This is a genomic window from Staphylococcus sp. AC872 (assembly GCF_979255425.1).
In genome coordinates, this window is sequence record NZ_CEEDKW010000008.1 from 41,896 (window position 1) to 56,072 (window position 14,177).

Genomic DNA, 14,177 nt, shown 5'->3' on the forward strand with positions numbered 1-14,177 from the left:
GATAATGTCTACATTATTAGCCTTTATCTTTTAAATCTTTACCATAGATATTGAGCATGCTTGGTAAATCATCATAATGTTTTAATAATCTAAAGGTGATCATTGCACAAGCTTTCGCATCATTCAACGCGTCATGATGCCCATGGAAATCAAGTTGATAATAGTCCATCATGTGTTTTAAGCCATAGCGATGTGATTGTACTGTTCTTTTTGCTAATTGATATGAACAAAAATAAGTAAGATGAGGTGTTTCTAACCCTATGGCTTGAATACTTTGATGGAGTACATTCATATCAAATGCAGCATTATGCGCCACGACTGGAAGTTGATCGATAAACTGCATCATATAGGGATATACATATGAAAAATTTGGAGAGGATGCTACATCTTCTGGATGTATACCATGTACACTAATATTTTGTTCAGAAAAATAATCATTTGGATTGACTAGAGTATGGAAGGATTCTGTAATTTGATTTTCTATTACTTTAACCATACCTACTGAACATATGCTAGTACGTTTTCCATTAGCAGTTTCAAAGTCTAGTGCGACAAATGCATTCTCGCTCATTGTATCGCTCCTTTCTATCAAAGATCATAAAATATATTTTAATATATCAAAACTATAATGGATAGTAAAAGGGAAAAGGTTAACATCTATAAACATTCTAATTAGGGAATGTGTTTTGAAAAATGATTTTTGAAATTTCACGAAAAAAACTGCCAATTAACTTATTAGGTTAATTGACAGTCCCTCTGTTGTTAATCAATGATTTAAAGAGTTATTTTAAATTATTCTTCGTCAAATGTACGAGTAGCTAATTCTTTTTCATATAAATATAGAGTATTACAGTCATCACCAATTCGATTTAAGTAATCGATATGAGTTTCGAACATTGATTCTTCTTCGACTTGTTCGTCTAAGAACCAGTTTAAGAATGAAATTGTAGCATAATCTTTATCTTTATGTGCGATTTCTGATAAATTGTAGAAACGTTTTGTTACATCTTGCTCTTGAGCTAGACCGTCTTTAAATGTTTCTAAAATAGAACTAAAATCTACTTTAGGTGCTGGTAATGCAGTAAATTTCGCATGTCCACCACGATCGTTAATATAATCATAGATTTTTTTACCATGGTATCTTTCTTCTTTAGCTTGTTGAATGTAGAAGTTTGCAAATCCTTCGTATGATTGAGAATCGCAATAAGATGCCATTGCCATATATGCGTGAGCAGCAAAATACTCGTGATTCATTTGTTCATTTAATGCTTCTAATAATTCTTTGTTTAACATAATATTCACCTCATATGAAAATTTTCATTTTCTTTCTCTGTTGACTAAAATGAGTATAACAAACTTATTCTCATTCGTAAATAATAATTATTATAATCTGGAGTGCATTTTTATCTTTTTAATTGAGAATCTTTTTAGTTATACCCTCTGCATGTTATAATTATGCGAGTGAATAGTAATAGGGAGGAAACAAATGAGACAATGGACTGCAACCCATTTAGCGAAGTTAGCGCGCAAGGCAAGTAGAGCCGTGGGTAAAAATGGAACTGACTTACCAGGTCAAATCGCACGTAGAGTGGATCAAAATATATTAAGAAAATTATCAGAACAAGTTGATGATATTGTCTTCATAAGTGGTACAAACGGTAAAACAACAACATCTAACTTAATTGGACATACATTAAAGGCTAATCAAATTGATATTATTCATAACAATGAAGGTGCCAATATGGCAGCAGGTATTACATCTGCCTTCATTATGCAAACAACAAAGCAAACTAAAATCGCTATTATTGAAATAGATGAAGGATCGATACCGAGAGTACTTAAAGAAGTAACGCCATCTATGATGGTATTTACAAACTTCTTTAGAGACCAAATGGACCGTTTTGGTGAAATAGACATCATGGTAAATAATATTGCTAAATCAATTAGTGATAAAGGTATAAAACTATTATTAAACGCAGATGATCCATTTGTAAGTCGACTTAAAATAGCAAGTGAGACTCGTATTTACTATGGTATGAAAGCACATGCTCATGAATTTGAACAAAGTACAATGAATGAAAGTAGATATTGTCCAAATTGTGGTCGTTTACTTAAATATGATTACATACATTATAATCAAATTGGTCATTATCATTGTGAATGTGGCTTCAAACGTGAACAACCTAAATATGAAGTATCTTCCTTCGAAACATCACCGTTCCTAAAATTAAATATAGGAAATGCCACATTTAATATGAAAATTGCTGGTGATTTTAATGCATACAATGCGCTTGCAGCCTATACTGTGTTAAGAGAATTAGGATTAAATGATGCATCTATTCAAAAAGGATTTGAAACTTATACATCTGACAATGGCCGTATGCAGTATTTTTCTTTAAATCAAAAAGAAGCGATGATTAACTTAGCTAAAAATCCAGCAGGAATGAATGCAAGTTTATCAGTTGGCGAGCAATTAGAAGGACGTAAAGTATATGTTATTAGTTTAAATGATAATGCTGCAGATGGAAGAGATACGTCATGGATTTATGATGCAGACTTTGAAAAACTGAGTCATCAAGATATTGAAGCAATTATTGTTACAGGTAATCGTGCTGAAGAATTACAACTAAGATTAAAATTAGCTGAAGTGGATGTACCTGTAATTCTTGAAAGGGATATATATAAAGCAACTGCTAAAACAATAGACTTTACAGGGTTTACAGTAGCGATACCGAACTATACTTCATTATCACCGATGCTAGAACAATTGAATCGTTCTTTTGAAGGAGGACAATCATAATGAAGCACGAATTAACGATATATCATTTTATGTCCGATAAATTAAATTTATATAGTGATATTGGTAATATTATTGCCTTAAAAATAAGAGCCAAAAAAAGAAATATTAAAGTGAATGTGGTAGAAATTAATGAAACAGAGGGTGTAACATTTGATGATTGTGACATCTTCTTTATTGGCGGTGGCAGTGATCGTGAACAATCACTTGCTACAAAACAATTAAGTAAAATTAAAACTCCATTAAAAGAAGCTATTGAGGATGGAATGCCTGGTTTAACTATTTGTGGTGGATACCAATTTTTAGGAACTAAATATATTACACCAGATGGTACAGAATTAGATGGGTTAGGTATTTTAGATTTCTATACTGAATCTAGAGAAGATCGATTAACTGGTGATATCATTATCGAAAGTGATACGTTCGGAACAATTGTTGGTTTTGAGAATCACGGGGGAAGAACTTATCACCAATTTGGTACCCTAGGTCGAGTGACACATGGTTATGGTAATAATGATACGGATTGTAAAGAGGGTATCCACTATAAGAATTTACTAGGAACTTATCTACATGGTCCTATCTTACCTAAAAACCATGAAGTTACAGATTATTTATTAGAAAAAGCTTGTGAAAGAAAAGGTATACCATTTGAACCAAAAGAAATAGATAATACTGAAGAAGAAGCTGCCAAACAAGTTTTAATAGATCGTGCAAATAAAAGTAAATAATTTAAAAGAAGAGGTTGCGACTTTTATAACGAGTCGCAACCTCTTCTTTCTTATATTTGACATCACCTTAAGCATAACGATGATCTAATATTTTATAGATTAACAATATTTCATAAATAAGGTGACTTTTAATCTGATTTTGATCAAATTCTTCTAGCTGCTTCACTGATGATTTTAGTGTTGAAGCGGATTTTCGTTCACGTTTAAATGTACCATCACATAGAATTTGGCTAATACTTGTACTAATTTTTAGAATCGCCATTTTTTCTTCAGGTGTAAAGAATACGTGTGCATCTTTAGGTAAATAAATAATGTTCGCTAAATGGGTCATCAGTAATCGATTAGTATAAGCTCTATTCGTTAATTTATTTAGTTTTTTCCAATCATCAGCCTTGTTCTGATGATATGTGAGCTCATCACGTTGATACCCAGTTAGCATATCGATTTTCTGGTTTAAATTACTGATTTGAATAATCTTTTTATTACTTTTATCAGACTGAAATCGACCAAGTAACAATTCATGACATCGTTGATTAAATAATGCGTACATTTTTTCTTCAGAGTCATAAAGATGATCTTCTAACTGATTATAATATTTAGGTGGTAAAATCATAAAATTGACTAGACCTGCTGTAACTAATCCAATTAAGGCAGTTAATAAACGTGAAAAGAAGTTAAATACATAAGCTTCATGTATACCTGGTATCATTGCAACTGACGTTAATACTGCTACTGTCGTACCTACTTGCAAATTGAGTTTAGTACAAGCTAAAATCGTCAATGTTGCACTTAATGCATAAGCAAATGGCGATTGGTCGCCAAATATAAATGTAAATATAACTGCAAATAATGCGCCAATAACTGTAGCAGGTAAACGGCGATAGCCTTTTTTAATTGAGGCTTTAGCAGTAGGTTCTATTGTTACTATAGCAGTTAATATGGCAAATATTGGTGTGAGATTTAATAGCATACAAAAGACAGTTGTAAAAAATGTAGCTAAACCTGTCTTGATAGTGCGTGCACCAATGAGATTTTTATACCATTTTTCATTCAAAATGTTGTCCCCCTTGAAAAGGGAATTTTTAAAACGATTTACGCTTTTACAAATTCTCTTTCTTAATCAAACAAAATAAAGTCATTTCTATGCATTCATGTTTAGTATATCAAAAAAATTTTGCTATAATAAGATAGAATAATAAATAAAAAGGAACGGGATAAAAATGATTGTAAAAACAGATGAGGAATTACAAGCTTTAAAAGAAATTGGCTATATTTGTGCAAAAGTAAGAGACACAATGCAAGCTGAAACTAAACCAGGTATTACAACAAAAGAGTTAGACAATATTGCTAAAGTTTTATTCGAAGAACATGGTGCGATTTCAGCGCCAATTCATGATGAGAATTTTCCAGGTCAGACATGTATCAGTGTCAACGAAGAAGTGGCACATGGCATACCTGGAAAACGTGTGATTCGTGAAGGTGATTTAGTTAATATTGACGTTTCAGCATTGAAAAATGGGTATTATGCAGATACTGGCATTTCATTTGTGGTAGGTGAAGCAAGTGATCCAATGAAACAAAAAGTTTGTGACGTTGCAACAATGGCATTTGAAAATGCAATGGCTAAAGTAAAACCAGGTACAAAATTGAGTAATATTGGTAAAGCTGTGCATGCAACAGCACGTCAAAATGATTTAACAGTTATTAAGAATCTAACAGGTCATGGCGTTGGTCAATCATTACATGAAGCACCTAATCATGTCATGAACTACTATGATCCTAAAGATAAAACACTTTTAAAAGAAGGACTTGTTATTGCAGTAGAACCATTTATTTCATCTAAAGCAACATTTGTGACTGAAGGTAAAAATGAATGGGCATTTGAAACAAGAGATAAAAGCTATGTTGCACAAATAGAACATACTGTTATCGTTACCAAAGAGGGTCCTTTATTAACAACTAAAATTGAAGATTAAAGTATATTCTTCCTTTAGATAGTAAAGTTATTCATTTTACTTAGACTAAGACTAAAGGACTAACAAGATATGGTTCCGGAGCCTATTACTGATGGTTTCGGAATTGTTTTATAATAGAGCCTAATCAAGGGCGAGGTGGTTCTATGAATTACATGGAGATTTACTTAAATAAAATATTTAAAACATCATTACGATACAATATTGATGATTATAAAATGAAATTAGACAAAAAATTGAAAGATATTGAAGAGTATATAGCTTATTTAAGTGAAAAGCGAATGCAACTCAAAAAGTTAATTGACAGTATTTCTTTAGCATTAGAAAATAAATATATAGATATCGCAGATTTATATAATATTAGATGTGCAGAAGAGGTACATGATAATGAAATTGCGTCATTAAGAAATAATTTAAATCAAATTGAAGCGTATTGTGCTCAAATTGAGTCTAAAATAAGTGAACAAGCAAAAGAGAAAATGACTATAGAAAAAGAATGTCATTTAATTCATTATATGAGTGCTGTGGCATAGAAAGGTGGCGAATCATGACACATAAATATATATCAACAGAATTGTTGATAGTTTTTACAGCATTAATGATTATTGCTAATTTTTATTATATATTCTTTGAAAAAATAGGCTTTTTACTCGTTTTACTTTTAGGATGTGTACTTGTCTATGTAGGATATATTTACTTTCATAAAGTACGAGGTTTGTTATCCTTTTGGATTGGTACTTTATTAATTGCATTCACCTTATTATCTAATAAATATACGATTATCATTTTGTTTATATTTTTATTGATATTAATTGTAAGGTACTTAATTTATAAATTTAAACCTTTAAAAGTAACAGCAACTGAAGAAGAAGTTACATCGCCAGCATTTATTAAGCAGAAATGGTTTGGTGAGCAACGTACACCAGTATATGTATATAAGTGGGAAGATGTTCAAATCCAACATGGAATTGGAGATATTCATATCGATTTGACTAAAGCCGCGAATATTAAAGATAACAATACTATTGTTGTGAGACATATATTAGGTAAAGTTCAAGTGATTGTGCCATTAAATTATAATATTAATATCCATGCTACTGCATTTTATGGTTCAGCAAATATAAATGAAAAATCATATAAGATAGAGAATAATAATATTCATGTTGAAGAGAAGACAAAAGAAGAAAATTATACGGTTAATGTCTATGTATCAACATTTATTGGTGACCTAGAGGTGATATATAGATGAATCACTATATAAGAGCTATTGGGTCAATGCTGATATTGATATATAGTATGTTAACGGCGTTCTTATTTATTGATAAAGTTTTTGTCAACATCATTTACTTTCAAGGAATGTTTTATACACAAATTTTCGGTATTCCAGTGTTCTTATTTTTAAATATTATAGTTATATTATTATGTATTATAGTTGGATCAGTTCTAGCATATAAAATTAATCAACAGAATGATTGGATTAAAACTCAAATTGAGCGATCAATTGAAGGGGAAACTGTTGGAATTAATGATCAAAATATTGAATTGTATAGCGAGACGTTAGAAATATATCATACACTTGTCCCGTTAAATCAAGAGTTACATCGATTAAGAATGAAAACACAAAATTTAACTAACGAAAATTACAATATGAATGATGTTAAAGTTAAAAAGATTATTGAAGATGAGCGACAACGCTTAGCTAGAGAATTACATGATTCTGTAAGCCAACAATTATTCGCTGCGAGTATGATGTTATCTGCAATAAAAGAAACACAGTTAGAACCACCATTAGATCAACAAATACCCGTACTTGAAAAGATGGTCCAAGATTCACAACTAGAGATGAGAGCATTGTTACTTCATTTAAGACCATTAGGATTAAAAGATAAATCATTAGGTGAAGGTATTAAAGATTTAGTCATTGACCTTCAAAAGAAAGTACCAATGAAAGTAGTGCATGAAATTCAAGAATTTAAAGTGCCAAAAGGAATTGAGGATCATTTATTCAGAATTACACAAGAAGCAATTTCAAATACATTGAGACATTCTAATGGCACAAGAGTAACGGTTGAATTATTTAATAAGCAAGATTATCTGCTTTTACGTATACAAGATAATGGTAAAGGTTTTAATGTAGATGAGAAACTTGAACAAAGTTATGGATTAAAGAATATGCGTGAACGTGCACTAGAAATTGGTGCTACCTTCCATATCGTATCGTTACCAGACTCTGGTACACGTATTGAAGTTAAAGCACCATTAAACAAGGAGGATTCGTATGGCGATTAAAGTATTATTTGTAGACGACCATGAGATGGTTAGAATAGGTATATCAAGTTACTTATCAACACAATCTGACATTGAAGTAGTGGGAGAAGGAGAGTCTGGGAAAGATGCAATTGCAAAGGCACACGAGTTACAACCAGATTTAATTCTAATGGACTTACTGATGGATGATATGGATGGTGTAGAAGCGACAACAGAAATAAAAAAGGATTTACCTCACATCAAAGTAGTAATGCTTACAAGTTTCATTGAAGATAAAGAAGTATATCGAGCTTTAGATGCTGGTGTAGATAGTTATATTTTAAAGACTACAAGTGCTAGTGATATCGCAGAAGCGGTTCGTAAAACATACAATGGTGAATCGGTGTTTGAACCAGAAGTATTAGTTAAAATGCGTAACAGAATGAAAAAACGCGCTGAGCTATATGAAATGTTAACAGAAAGAGAAATGGAAATTTTATTGTTAATTGCTAAAGGTTACTCCAATCAAGAGATTGCTAGTGCATCTCACATTACAATAAAAACAGTTAAAACACATGTAAGTAATATTCTAAGTAAATTAGAAGTTCAAGATAGAACACAAGCAGTCATTTATGCTTTCCAACATAACTTAATTCAATAATTATAAAAAGGCCAGGTGGATGATGTTTATCAATTCCACTTGGCCTTTAATTTTATGATTAAGAATGTTTATCTTCAGAATCATTATTTTTAATTTTATTAACAATTTTATCTTTCATTGTACTTTGATCTTCTTGATACTTGTCATTAGCATCTTTATCAATATTATAATCTTCATCTTTACCAATTTCACGATGATCATTATATTCATAAGTTGTATCTTCGTTGTAATGGTTTTGGTTGTTATCATCATGTTTCAATGCTGCTTCTTCTGGTGTTTCACCTTTAATTACATGACGTTGGTGAATAATCGCATTGATTTCTGCGCCTATAATAATGATGAAACTTGTTAAGTATAACCAAATTAATAAAATAATGATACCTGCGATACTACCATACGTTTTAGAATAGTTACCAAAGTTAGAAATATACCAACCAAATGCAAATGATCCTAGTAACCAAATGATAGAAGTAAAAATAGCACCTGGCAATACAGATAGGATTTTTGTTTTTACATTAGGTGCAACTGAATATAGCACAATAAATAAAACTAAAATGATGATAAGTGGTAATACCACTCTTATTAAATTGAATACCCATTTCACTTCAGAATCTAAGCCTAATGGCCCGAATAAGTAATGACTTATTGCAGAACCTAATGTTGGTAATGCCATTGCGATAGCAAATACAACACCCATTACTACTGTAAATACAACACTTAGAAGTTTTAGTAAAATACCGTTACGACTATCTTCAACATCGTAAGCAACGTTAAATGAGTTCATAATTGCTGTCATACCGTTTGAAGCTGACCAAATTGCTAAGATCAAACCGACAGATAGTAAGCCACCACTTGAGTTCTTCGTTACATCGCCAATAACACCTTTTATGATTGATGATGTTTCAGATGGTGCACTGCTTAACATGCTAGTAATTTGGCTTTGTTCAATATTAAAGAATGGTAACAATGTTAATAAGAAAATCAACATAGGGAACATCGCAAGAACGAAATGATAAGTCATTTGTGCTGCTAAACCTGAAGCATCATCTTTACCAATTCGATAAACTAAATATGAAAAGAAATTTGAATTCTTTGTATATTTAGCAGGTTTGTTTAATCTTGATAAGAAGAAAACTTGATTATCTTTCTTAGGTTCCTTAGATTGAAACTCCTGTGGTTCAATATATGTACGGTCTACTTTAATTTTATTATCACTATTTTTGTCATCCTTATGCTCTTCGTATTCTTTTGCAGAGTTAAGGAATTTGGAACTTGTTTTTTCTTTCTTTGACATAACAATCTCCTTTAGTCCTTTGACATCGAATTTTAAATGCAATTTTAATTTATGATTAGTTGTAAAGAAAGGGAGTGAGAAAGAACTCATTTGGAAATGAATTCTTAAACTCACCCCCGTATTAATGGAGTGGGACAATAATATTAGAAGTATTTCACTATTTTATATAGCTAGATTACTCATTGGCTATAAAGCCAATATTCAATAAAATTGCCCATTTGGCATTCCATTACTTACCAATACGTTCATTTTTTCTATTAACAAATGTGTCTTTAGCATCTTTAATAGAACGTTCTAATTCTGGATTGTTACGACGAATTTCTTCGATAACATCTTTCCAGTACATTACTTCATCTTTAATGCTACTCACTTTAGAAGGTTTTTGAGATTTTTTGCCTTCTTTAACATTAGAGAATGATTGTTTTAATGAATTACGAGTTGATTTATCAGCTAATGTTGCTGCGCCACCGATAACAGCGCCTAATAATACACCAGGAATGAATTTGTTTTCCATAATTTTTTACCCCTCTTTCAAATTTGCATCTTTTACGATGTAGTCAATTAAATGATCACAAGATGATTGTACCATTTTATATACACCTTCAAAATTGTTTGTGTAGTATGGATCTGGTACATCACTTTCTTCCATATTACTAAATTCTAACAGTTTGAACAATTGTCCTTGAATGTTAGGATTAATTGCTTTGATATTTTCTATATTACTTTGATCCATTGCAATAATATAGTCAAAATCATCTGTTGGTTCAAATAGCTCACTAATCATACCATCAAAAGGAATTTGATGTTCATTAAGAATCTTTTGAGTACCTTCATGTGGAGGTTCTCCTAAATTCCATTTTCCAGTGCCACGAGAATGTACTTGAACATCTTTAATGCCTCTGTCTTGAAGTCTTTGTCTCATGATAGCTTCAGCCATTGGAGAACGGCAAATATTTCCAAGACATACAAAAGCAACGTCTACCATATTGATTCCTCCAAACCATGTAATTATATCCCCATTTTAATGGTTCTTCAAACAATTAGAAAGTAAATTTTTTCAATTTCTATTAAAGTTCCATAAAGTATGTTAGTTTGATAGAATATGATTACTAATATAAAGAGGTGAGACGCGTGGCATTATCTAATGAAGAGATGATTACTGAGATTAGACAAAAATTAAATATTGTCAATAAAGCACTTATCGATCCAGATAAATTTAAAGAGGCAAATCATGATGAAATTAAAGAAATTCACCAATTTGTCACTTCAAAAGATTCTTTTTCACCTAGCGAAGTCACTGCAATTGCAGATGCACTAGGACAATTACGACAATAAGGGGGAACCTAAATGAGTAACTATCAAGACAAATTAAGACAATATGCACAGCTATTAGTTAGAGTAGGGATGAATGTCCAAGATAAGCAACCCGTATTTATTCGATCATCAGTTGAAGCATTGGAACTGACTCATTTAGTCGTTGAAGAGGCATACATTGCTGGTGCTTCAGATGTAAGAGTTGAGTATGCTGATCCACGTTTAAAACGATTAAAATTTGAACATGAATCTCTAGACCACTTTGAAAATAACGACGTTAAGTCATATGATGTTGAAGCTAGAATGGACTTTGTAAAAAGAGGGGCTGCAAATCTAGCAATTTTAACTGAAGATCCAGATTTATTAAGTGGTATCGATGCAAGTAAATTAAAAGCATATCAATTACAATATTCAAAAGCGTATAAAGGTTATATGGAAGCGAGTCAAAAGAATCAATTTCCATGGGTCGTAGCAGCATTTCCATCTAAAGCTTGGGCACAACGCGTTTATCCTGATAAATCAGTGGAAGACGCATATACAACTTTTGTTGATGAAGTGTTTGATATTGTACGAGTTGATGGTAACGATCCGATTCAAAATTGGCAATCTCATGTCAAGAATTTAAGTGTGCATGCTGATAAATTGCAGAAAAAACAATATAAAGCATTACACTATCTATCAGAAGGTACAGACTTAGTTGTTGGCTTACCAAAAGGACATATTTGGGAAGATGCGACTAGTTATGTCAATGGTGATCAACAGGCTTTTATTGCTAATATACCTACTGAAGAAGTATTCACTGCACCAGATAGAAACAACGTTAATGGATATGTGACAAATAAATTGCCTTTAAGTTTTAATGGTAATATTATTGATGGCTTTACATTGACATTCAAAGATGGAGAAATCATTGATTTTAAAGCAGATAAAGGTGAAGATGTGTTAAGAGACTTATTGGATACAGATGAAGGTGCTAAACGATTAGGTGAGGTTGCGTTAGTACCAGATGATTCACCAATTTCTAATCGTAATACAATCTTTTATAATACGTTATTTGATGAAAATGCATCTTGTCATCTAGCAATAGGTTCAGCATATGGGTTCAATATTGAAGGTGGGACAGAAATGACTACCGAAGAAAAAATTGCAAGTGGTTTAAATGATTCAAATGTGCATGAAGACTTTATGATTGGAAGTGCAGATTTAACTATTTATGGCATATTAGAAGATGATACAAAAGAACTCGTATTTGAAAATGGTAATTGGGCAAACTAAACATCATGTTATATAAAATATGAGGAGTCAAAATTCATTAAGAGATAGGAAGATATGAATGGCAAAACAACAAGTGACTAAAAAAGCAATGTCAGAATCTAAAAGTTTGAAGTCTAGACAAGTCTACCCACAAGATACAAATCATCATCATACAATGTTTGGTGGTACATTAATGGCTAATGTTGATGAAATTGCAGCAATTACTGCAATGAAACATGCTGGTAACTCAGTTGTTACAGCATCGACAGATTCTGTTGATTTTTTACTACCGATTAAAAATGGGGATATTTTATCATATGAAGCGATGGTTTCGTACACAGGTAGTAGTTCAATGGAGGTATGTGTACAAATTATTATTGAAGATGTGTTCGAAGGTGAACGAAAATTAGCTGCCCTCAGCTTTTTAACTTTCGTTGCATTGGACCAAAGTGGTAAACCAACACAAGTACCTCAAGTCTATCCAGAAGATAAAGTTGAAAAATGGTTCCATGAAACTGCGCCACAACGTGTGGCCCGTCGCAAAGAACGTCGTGATGAAAGCAAAAATACAATCGAGTATTTATCAAAAATCCAACATATTGAAAGATAATACTTAAATTAATTCATAATAAAAGTACCTCTATCTCAATGCATTGAAACACATTGAGATAGAGGTACTTTATTTTAAGCTATATCTGTTTTAAATTAAAATGCTATACAAATTAGGCGTTACGAGAAAATATGTTTAGCATGCATTGCTTTTTCATTTTCTCTGAAATCTGTATTAGGGTAGTACATATTTTTCACTAAAACATTGGGTCCTAAGCACTGATATTCAGCACAATGACAGTTGAGTGATTGTGCTAAATCAGAATTGAGCCATTGATTAAAAACATCAGTCAGTTTATCTTTTTGAATATTAGAGATAGTACCATTTTCATCACCAAAATCAGTAACAATGACATTACCTGTAAATACATTTACATTTAAACGGCTACGACCATCTGGGTCATTTCGCATCGTAACGTTTTTAGCATTTCTTAATCGTTGTAATAAAAGTTGGTCATTTTCGTCATTAATACATGGATAAATAGGTAATGTACCAAAAAGCATCCATGTATCTTCGTTTCTAATATCTAATAAATGATGTATTGCTTCTTTCATTTCTTTTAATGACAACACATTTAATGAACTAGCAAAGTCAGCAGGGTACATTGGATGTACCTCATGGCGACTACATTTCATATCGTTCACAATCTCTTGATGGATTTTATTTAAATAGGGTAAAGTACTTTGATTCAACATTGTTTCTGCGGAAACGAACATACCTTGCTCAGAGAGCGTGCTAGCGTTATCAAGCATTTGTTCATATAGTTTGAGTTTCGCTTTCAAAGGTGGTTGTTTTTTCATAGCACCGAATCCCACATCTGTAAATTCTTGGATAGTACCCCAGTTATGAGAAATATGCATCACATCGATATACTCAGCGATATCTAGATATCTATCTTGTGGCAATGTTAAATTTGAATTCATTTGAACGTAAATCCCACGCTGATGTGCATATTTTAATAATGGTTTAACAACATTTTTGATGGATTTTTTTGAGAACATGGGTTCGCCACCTGTAATTGATAACGTACGTAAATTTGGTATTTCATCTAATCTACGGTATATAATATCCATGGGTAAGGGTTCGGGGTCCTTTGTTTGAAGTGTATAACCAACCGCACAATGACTACATCTCATATTACATAAATTAGTAGTTGTAAACTCTATATTACTTAAAGTAAGTTGCCCATTATCAATGACATCATTATAGGCTTCCCAAGGATCGTTATATATTGAAATAGGTTGTTTATTAGTTGTTAACATGATAATTACTCCTAAAAGAGGAGACGTTAGTATAAAA

17 protein-coding genes are annotated in these 14,177 nt (G+C 31.8%); 10 read left to right on the forward strand and 7 right to left on the reverse strand.

What is annotated here, in order from left to right:
- Positions 1-16: 16 nt before the first annotated feature.
- Positions 17-571 carry a 3'-5' exonuclease gene (locus ACZ267_RS11060; protein WP_002466136.1) on the reverse strand — a complete coding sequence of 185 codons (555 nt, stop codon included), beginning with the start codon at positions 569-571 and terminating at the stop codon, positions 17-19.
- 221 nt (positions 572-792) lie between these two features.
- On the reverse strand, positions 793-1,293 hold the full coding sequence (gene ftnA, locus ACZ267_RS11065; RefSeq protein ID WP_002466148.1) for an H-type ferritin FtnA: 501 nt from the start codon (positions 1,291-1,293) through the stop codon (positions 793-795).
- 193 nt (positions 1,294-1,486) lie between these two features.
- Here ftnA and murT point away from each other — a divergent pair, with 193 nt between their 5' ends.
- The gene (murT, locus tag ACZ267_RS11070; protein WP_002466150.1) at positions 1,487-2,800 is read left to right on the forward strand and encodes a lipid II isoglutaminyl synthase subunit MurT; all 1,314 of its coding nucleotides are present in this window, start codon (positions 1,487-1,489) and stop codon (positions 2,798-2,800) included.
- Positions 2,800-3,525, forward strand: a complete 726-nt coding sequence (gene gatD / locus ACZ267_RS11075) for a lipid II isoglutaminyl synthase subunit GatD (protein WP_002466154.1) — start codon at positions 2,800-2,802, stop codon at positions 3,523-3,525. The genes murT and gatD overlap by 1 nt, the downstream gene beginning before the upstream one ends.
- Before the next feature lie 67 nt (positions 3,526-3,592).
- On the opposite strand, the gene ACZ267_RS11080 is transcribed toward gatD, so the two are convergent.
- On the reverse strand, positions 3,593-4,579 hold the full coding sequence (locus ACZ267_RS11080) for an FUSC family protein (protein ID WP_015364857.1): 987 nt from the start codon (positions 4,577-4,579) through the stop codon (positions 3,593-3,595).
- Positions 4,580-4,745: 166 nt separating this feature from the next.
- Between ACZ267_RS11080 and map the strand changes: the two genes are divergently transcribed.
- The 5 genes from map to vraR all read left to right on the forward strand — a co-directional run bounded on the left by map (position 4,746) and on the right by vraR (position 8,406).
- Positions 4,746-5,501 carry a type I methionyl aminopeptidase gene (gene map / locus ACZ267_RS11085; RefSeq protein ID WP_002466104.1) on the forward strand — a complete coding sequence of 252 codons (756 nt, stop codon included), beginning with the start codon at positions 4,746-4,748 and terminating at the stop codon, positions 5,499-5,501.
- Positions 5,502-5,644: 143 nt separating this feature from the next.
- Entirely contained in the window at positions 5,645-6,031 is a 387-nt protein-coding gene (locus tag ACZ267_RS11090) for a DUF2543 family protein (protein WP_002466133.1), read from the forward strand.
- 14 nt (positions 6,032-6,045) lie between these two features.
- Positions 6,046-6,747, forward strand: a complete 702-nt coding sequence (vraT, locus tag ACZ267_RS11095; protein WP_015364858.1) for a cell wall-active antibiotics response protein VraT — start codon at positions 6,046-6,048, stop codon at positions 6,745-6,747.
- Complete coding sequence (vraS, locus tag ACZ267_RS11100) at positions 6,744-7,787, forward strand: sensor histidine kinase VraS (protein WP_002466111.1); 1,044 nt, start codon at positions 6,744-6,746, stop codon at positions 7,785-7,787. The genes vraT and vraS overlap by 4 nt, the downstream gene beginning before the upstream one ends.
- The gene (gene vraR / locus ACZ267_RS11105; protein WP_002466112.1) at positions 7,777-8,406 is read left to right on the forward strand and encodes a response regulator transcription factor VraR; all 630 of its coding nucleotides are present in this window, start codon (positions 7,777-7,779) and stop codon (positions 8,404-8,406) included. The genes vraS and vraR overlap by 11 nt, the downstream gene beginning before the upstream one ends.
- A 58-nt stretch (positions 8,407-8,464) precedes the next feature.
- On the opposite strand, the gene ACZ267_RS11110 is transcribed toward vraR, so the two are convergent.
- The 3 genes from ACZ267_RS11110 to ACZ267_RS11120 form a co-directional block, all read right to left on the reverse strand.
- Entirely contained in the window at positions 8,465-9,700 is a 1,236-nt protein-coding gene (locus ACZ267_RS11110) for a YihY/virulence factor BrkB family protein (protein ID WP_015364859.1), read from the reverse strand.
- Positions 9,701-9,929: 229 nt separating this feature from the next.
- Positions 9,930-10,214: a YtxH domain-containing protein gene (locus tag ACZ267_RS11115; RefSeq protein WP_002466132.1), complete on the reverse strand. Its 285-nt coding sequence runs from the start codon at positions 10,212-10,214 to the stop codon at positions 9,930-9,932.
- Positions 10,215-10,220: 6 nt separating this feature from the next.
- Positions 10,221-10,685, reverse strand: coding sequence for a low molecular weight protein-tyrosine-phosphatase (locus tag ACZ267_RS11120; RefSeq protein ID WP_002466141.1), 465 nt, complete (start codon positions 10,683-10,685; stop codon positions 10,221-10,223).
- A 146-nt stretch (positions 10,686-10,831) separates the two neighbouring features.
- On the opposite strand from ACZ267_RS11120, the gene ACZ267_RS11125 reads away from it, so the two are divergent.
- From ACZ267_RS11125 to ACZ267_RS11135, 3 genes are read left to right on the forward strand one after another with little or no spacing between them, the layout of a single operon-like run.
- Entirely contained in the window at positions 10,832-11,035 is a 204-nt protein-coding gene (locus ACZ267_RS11125) for a DUF1128 domain-containing protein (RefSeq protein ID WP_002466135.1), read from the forward strand.
- A gap of 12 nt (positions 11,036-11,047) precedes the next feature.
- Entirely contained in the window at positions 11,048-12,289 is a 1,242-nt protein-coding gene (locus ACZ267_RS11130) for an aminopeptidase (protein WP_015364860.1), read from the forward strand.
- Positions 12,290-12,347: 58 nt separating this feature from the next.
- Positions 12,348-12,878, forward strand: coding sequence for an acyl-CoA thioesterase (locus ACZ267_RS11135; RefSeq protein WP_002452295.1), 531 nt, complete (start codon positions 12,348-12,350; stop codon positions 12,876-12,878).
- 119 nt (positions 12,879-12,997) lie between these two features.
- Here ACZ267_RS11135 and yfkAB read toward each other — a convergent pair whose 3' ends face one another.
- Entirely contained in the window at positions 12,998-14,140 is a 1,143-nt protein-coding gene (gene yfkAB, locus ACZ267_RS11140; protein WP_002466151.1) for a radical SAM/CxCxxxxC motif protein YfkAB, read from the reverse strand.
- Between the last annotated feature and the right edge of the window lie 37 nt (positions 14,141-14,177).

Excerpts from the sequence above, each read along its gene's own strand:
- vraT (WP_015364858.1), top strand. The coding sequence starts at position 6,046 with ATGACACATAAATATATATCAACAGAATTGTTGATAGTTTTTACAGCA.
- ACZ267_RS11135 (WP_002452295.1), top strand. The coding sequence starts at position 12,348 with ATGGCAAAACAACAAGTGACTAAAAAAGCAATGTCAGAATCTAAAAGT.
- ACZ267_RS11110 (WP_015364859.1), bottom strand. The coding sequence starts at position 9,700 with ATGTCAAAGAAAGAAAAAACAAGTTCCAAATTCCTTAACTCTGCAAAA.
- vraR (WP_002466112.1), top strand. The coding sequence starts at position 7,777 with ATGGCGATTAAAGTATTATTTGTAGACGACCATGAGATGGTTAGAATA.
- vraS (WP_002466111.1), top strand. The coding sequence starts at position 6,744 with ATGAATCACTATATAAGAGCTATTGGGTCAATGCTGATATTGATATAT.
- map (WP_002466104.1), top strand. The coding sequence starts at position 4,746 with ATGATTGTAAAAACAGATGAGGAATTACAAGCTTTAAAAGAAATTGGC.
- ACZ267_RS11090 (WP_002466133.1), top strand. The coding sequence starts at position 5,645 with ATGAATTACATGGAGATTTACTTAAATAAAATATTTAAAACATCATTA.
- murT (WP_002466150.1), top strand. The coding sequence starts at position 1,487 with ATGAGACAATGGACTGCAACCCATTTAGCGAAGTTAGCGCGCAAGGCA.
- ACZ267_RS11060 (WP_002466136.1), bottom strand. The coding sequence starts at position 571 with ATGAGCGAGAATGCATTTGTCGCACTAGACTTTGAAACTGCTAATGGA.
- ACZ267_RS11115 (WP_002466132.1), bottom strand. The coding sequence starts at position 10,214 with ATGGAAAACAAATTCATTCCTGGTGTATTATTAGGCGCTGTTATCGGT.
- ACZ267_RS11130 (WP_015364860.1), top strand. The coding sequence starts at position 11,048 with ATGAGTAACTATCAAGACAAATTAAGACAATATGCACAGCTATTAGTT.
- gatD (WP_002466154.1), top strand. The coding sequence starts at position 2,800 with ATGAAGCACGAATTAACGATATATCATTTTATGTCCGATAAATTAAAT.
- yfkAB (WP_002466151.1), bottom strand. The coding sequence starts at position 14,140 with ATGTTAACAACTAATAAACAACCTATTTCAATATATAACGATCCTTGG.
- ACZ267_RS11120 (WP_002466141.1), bottom strand. The coding sequence starts at position 10,685 with ATGGTAGACGTTGCTTTTGTATGTCTTGGAAATATTTGCCGTTCTCCA.
- ftnA (WP_002466148.1), bottom strand. The coding sequence starts at position 1,293 with ATGTTAAACAAAGAATTATTAGAAGCATTAAATGAACAAATGAATCAC.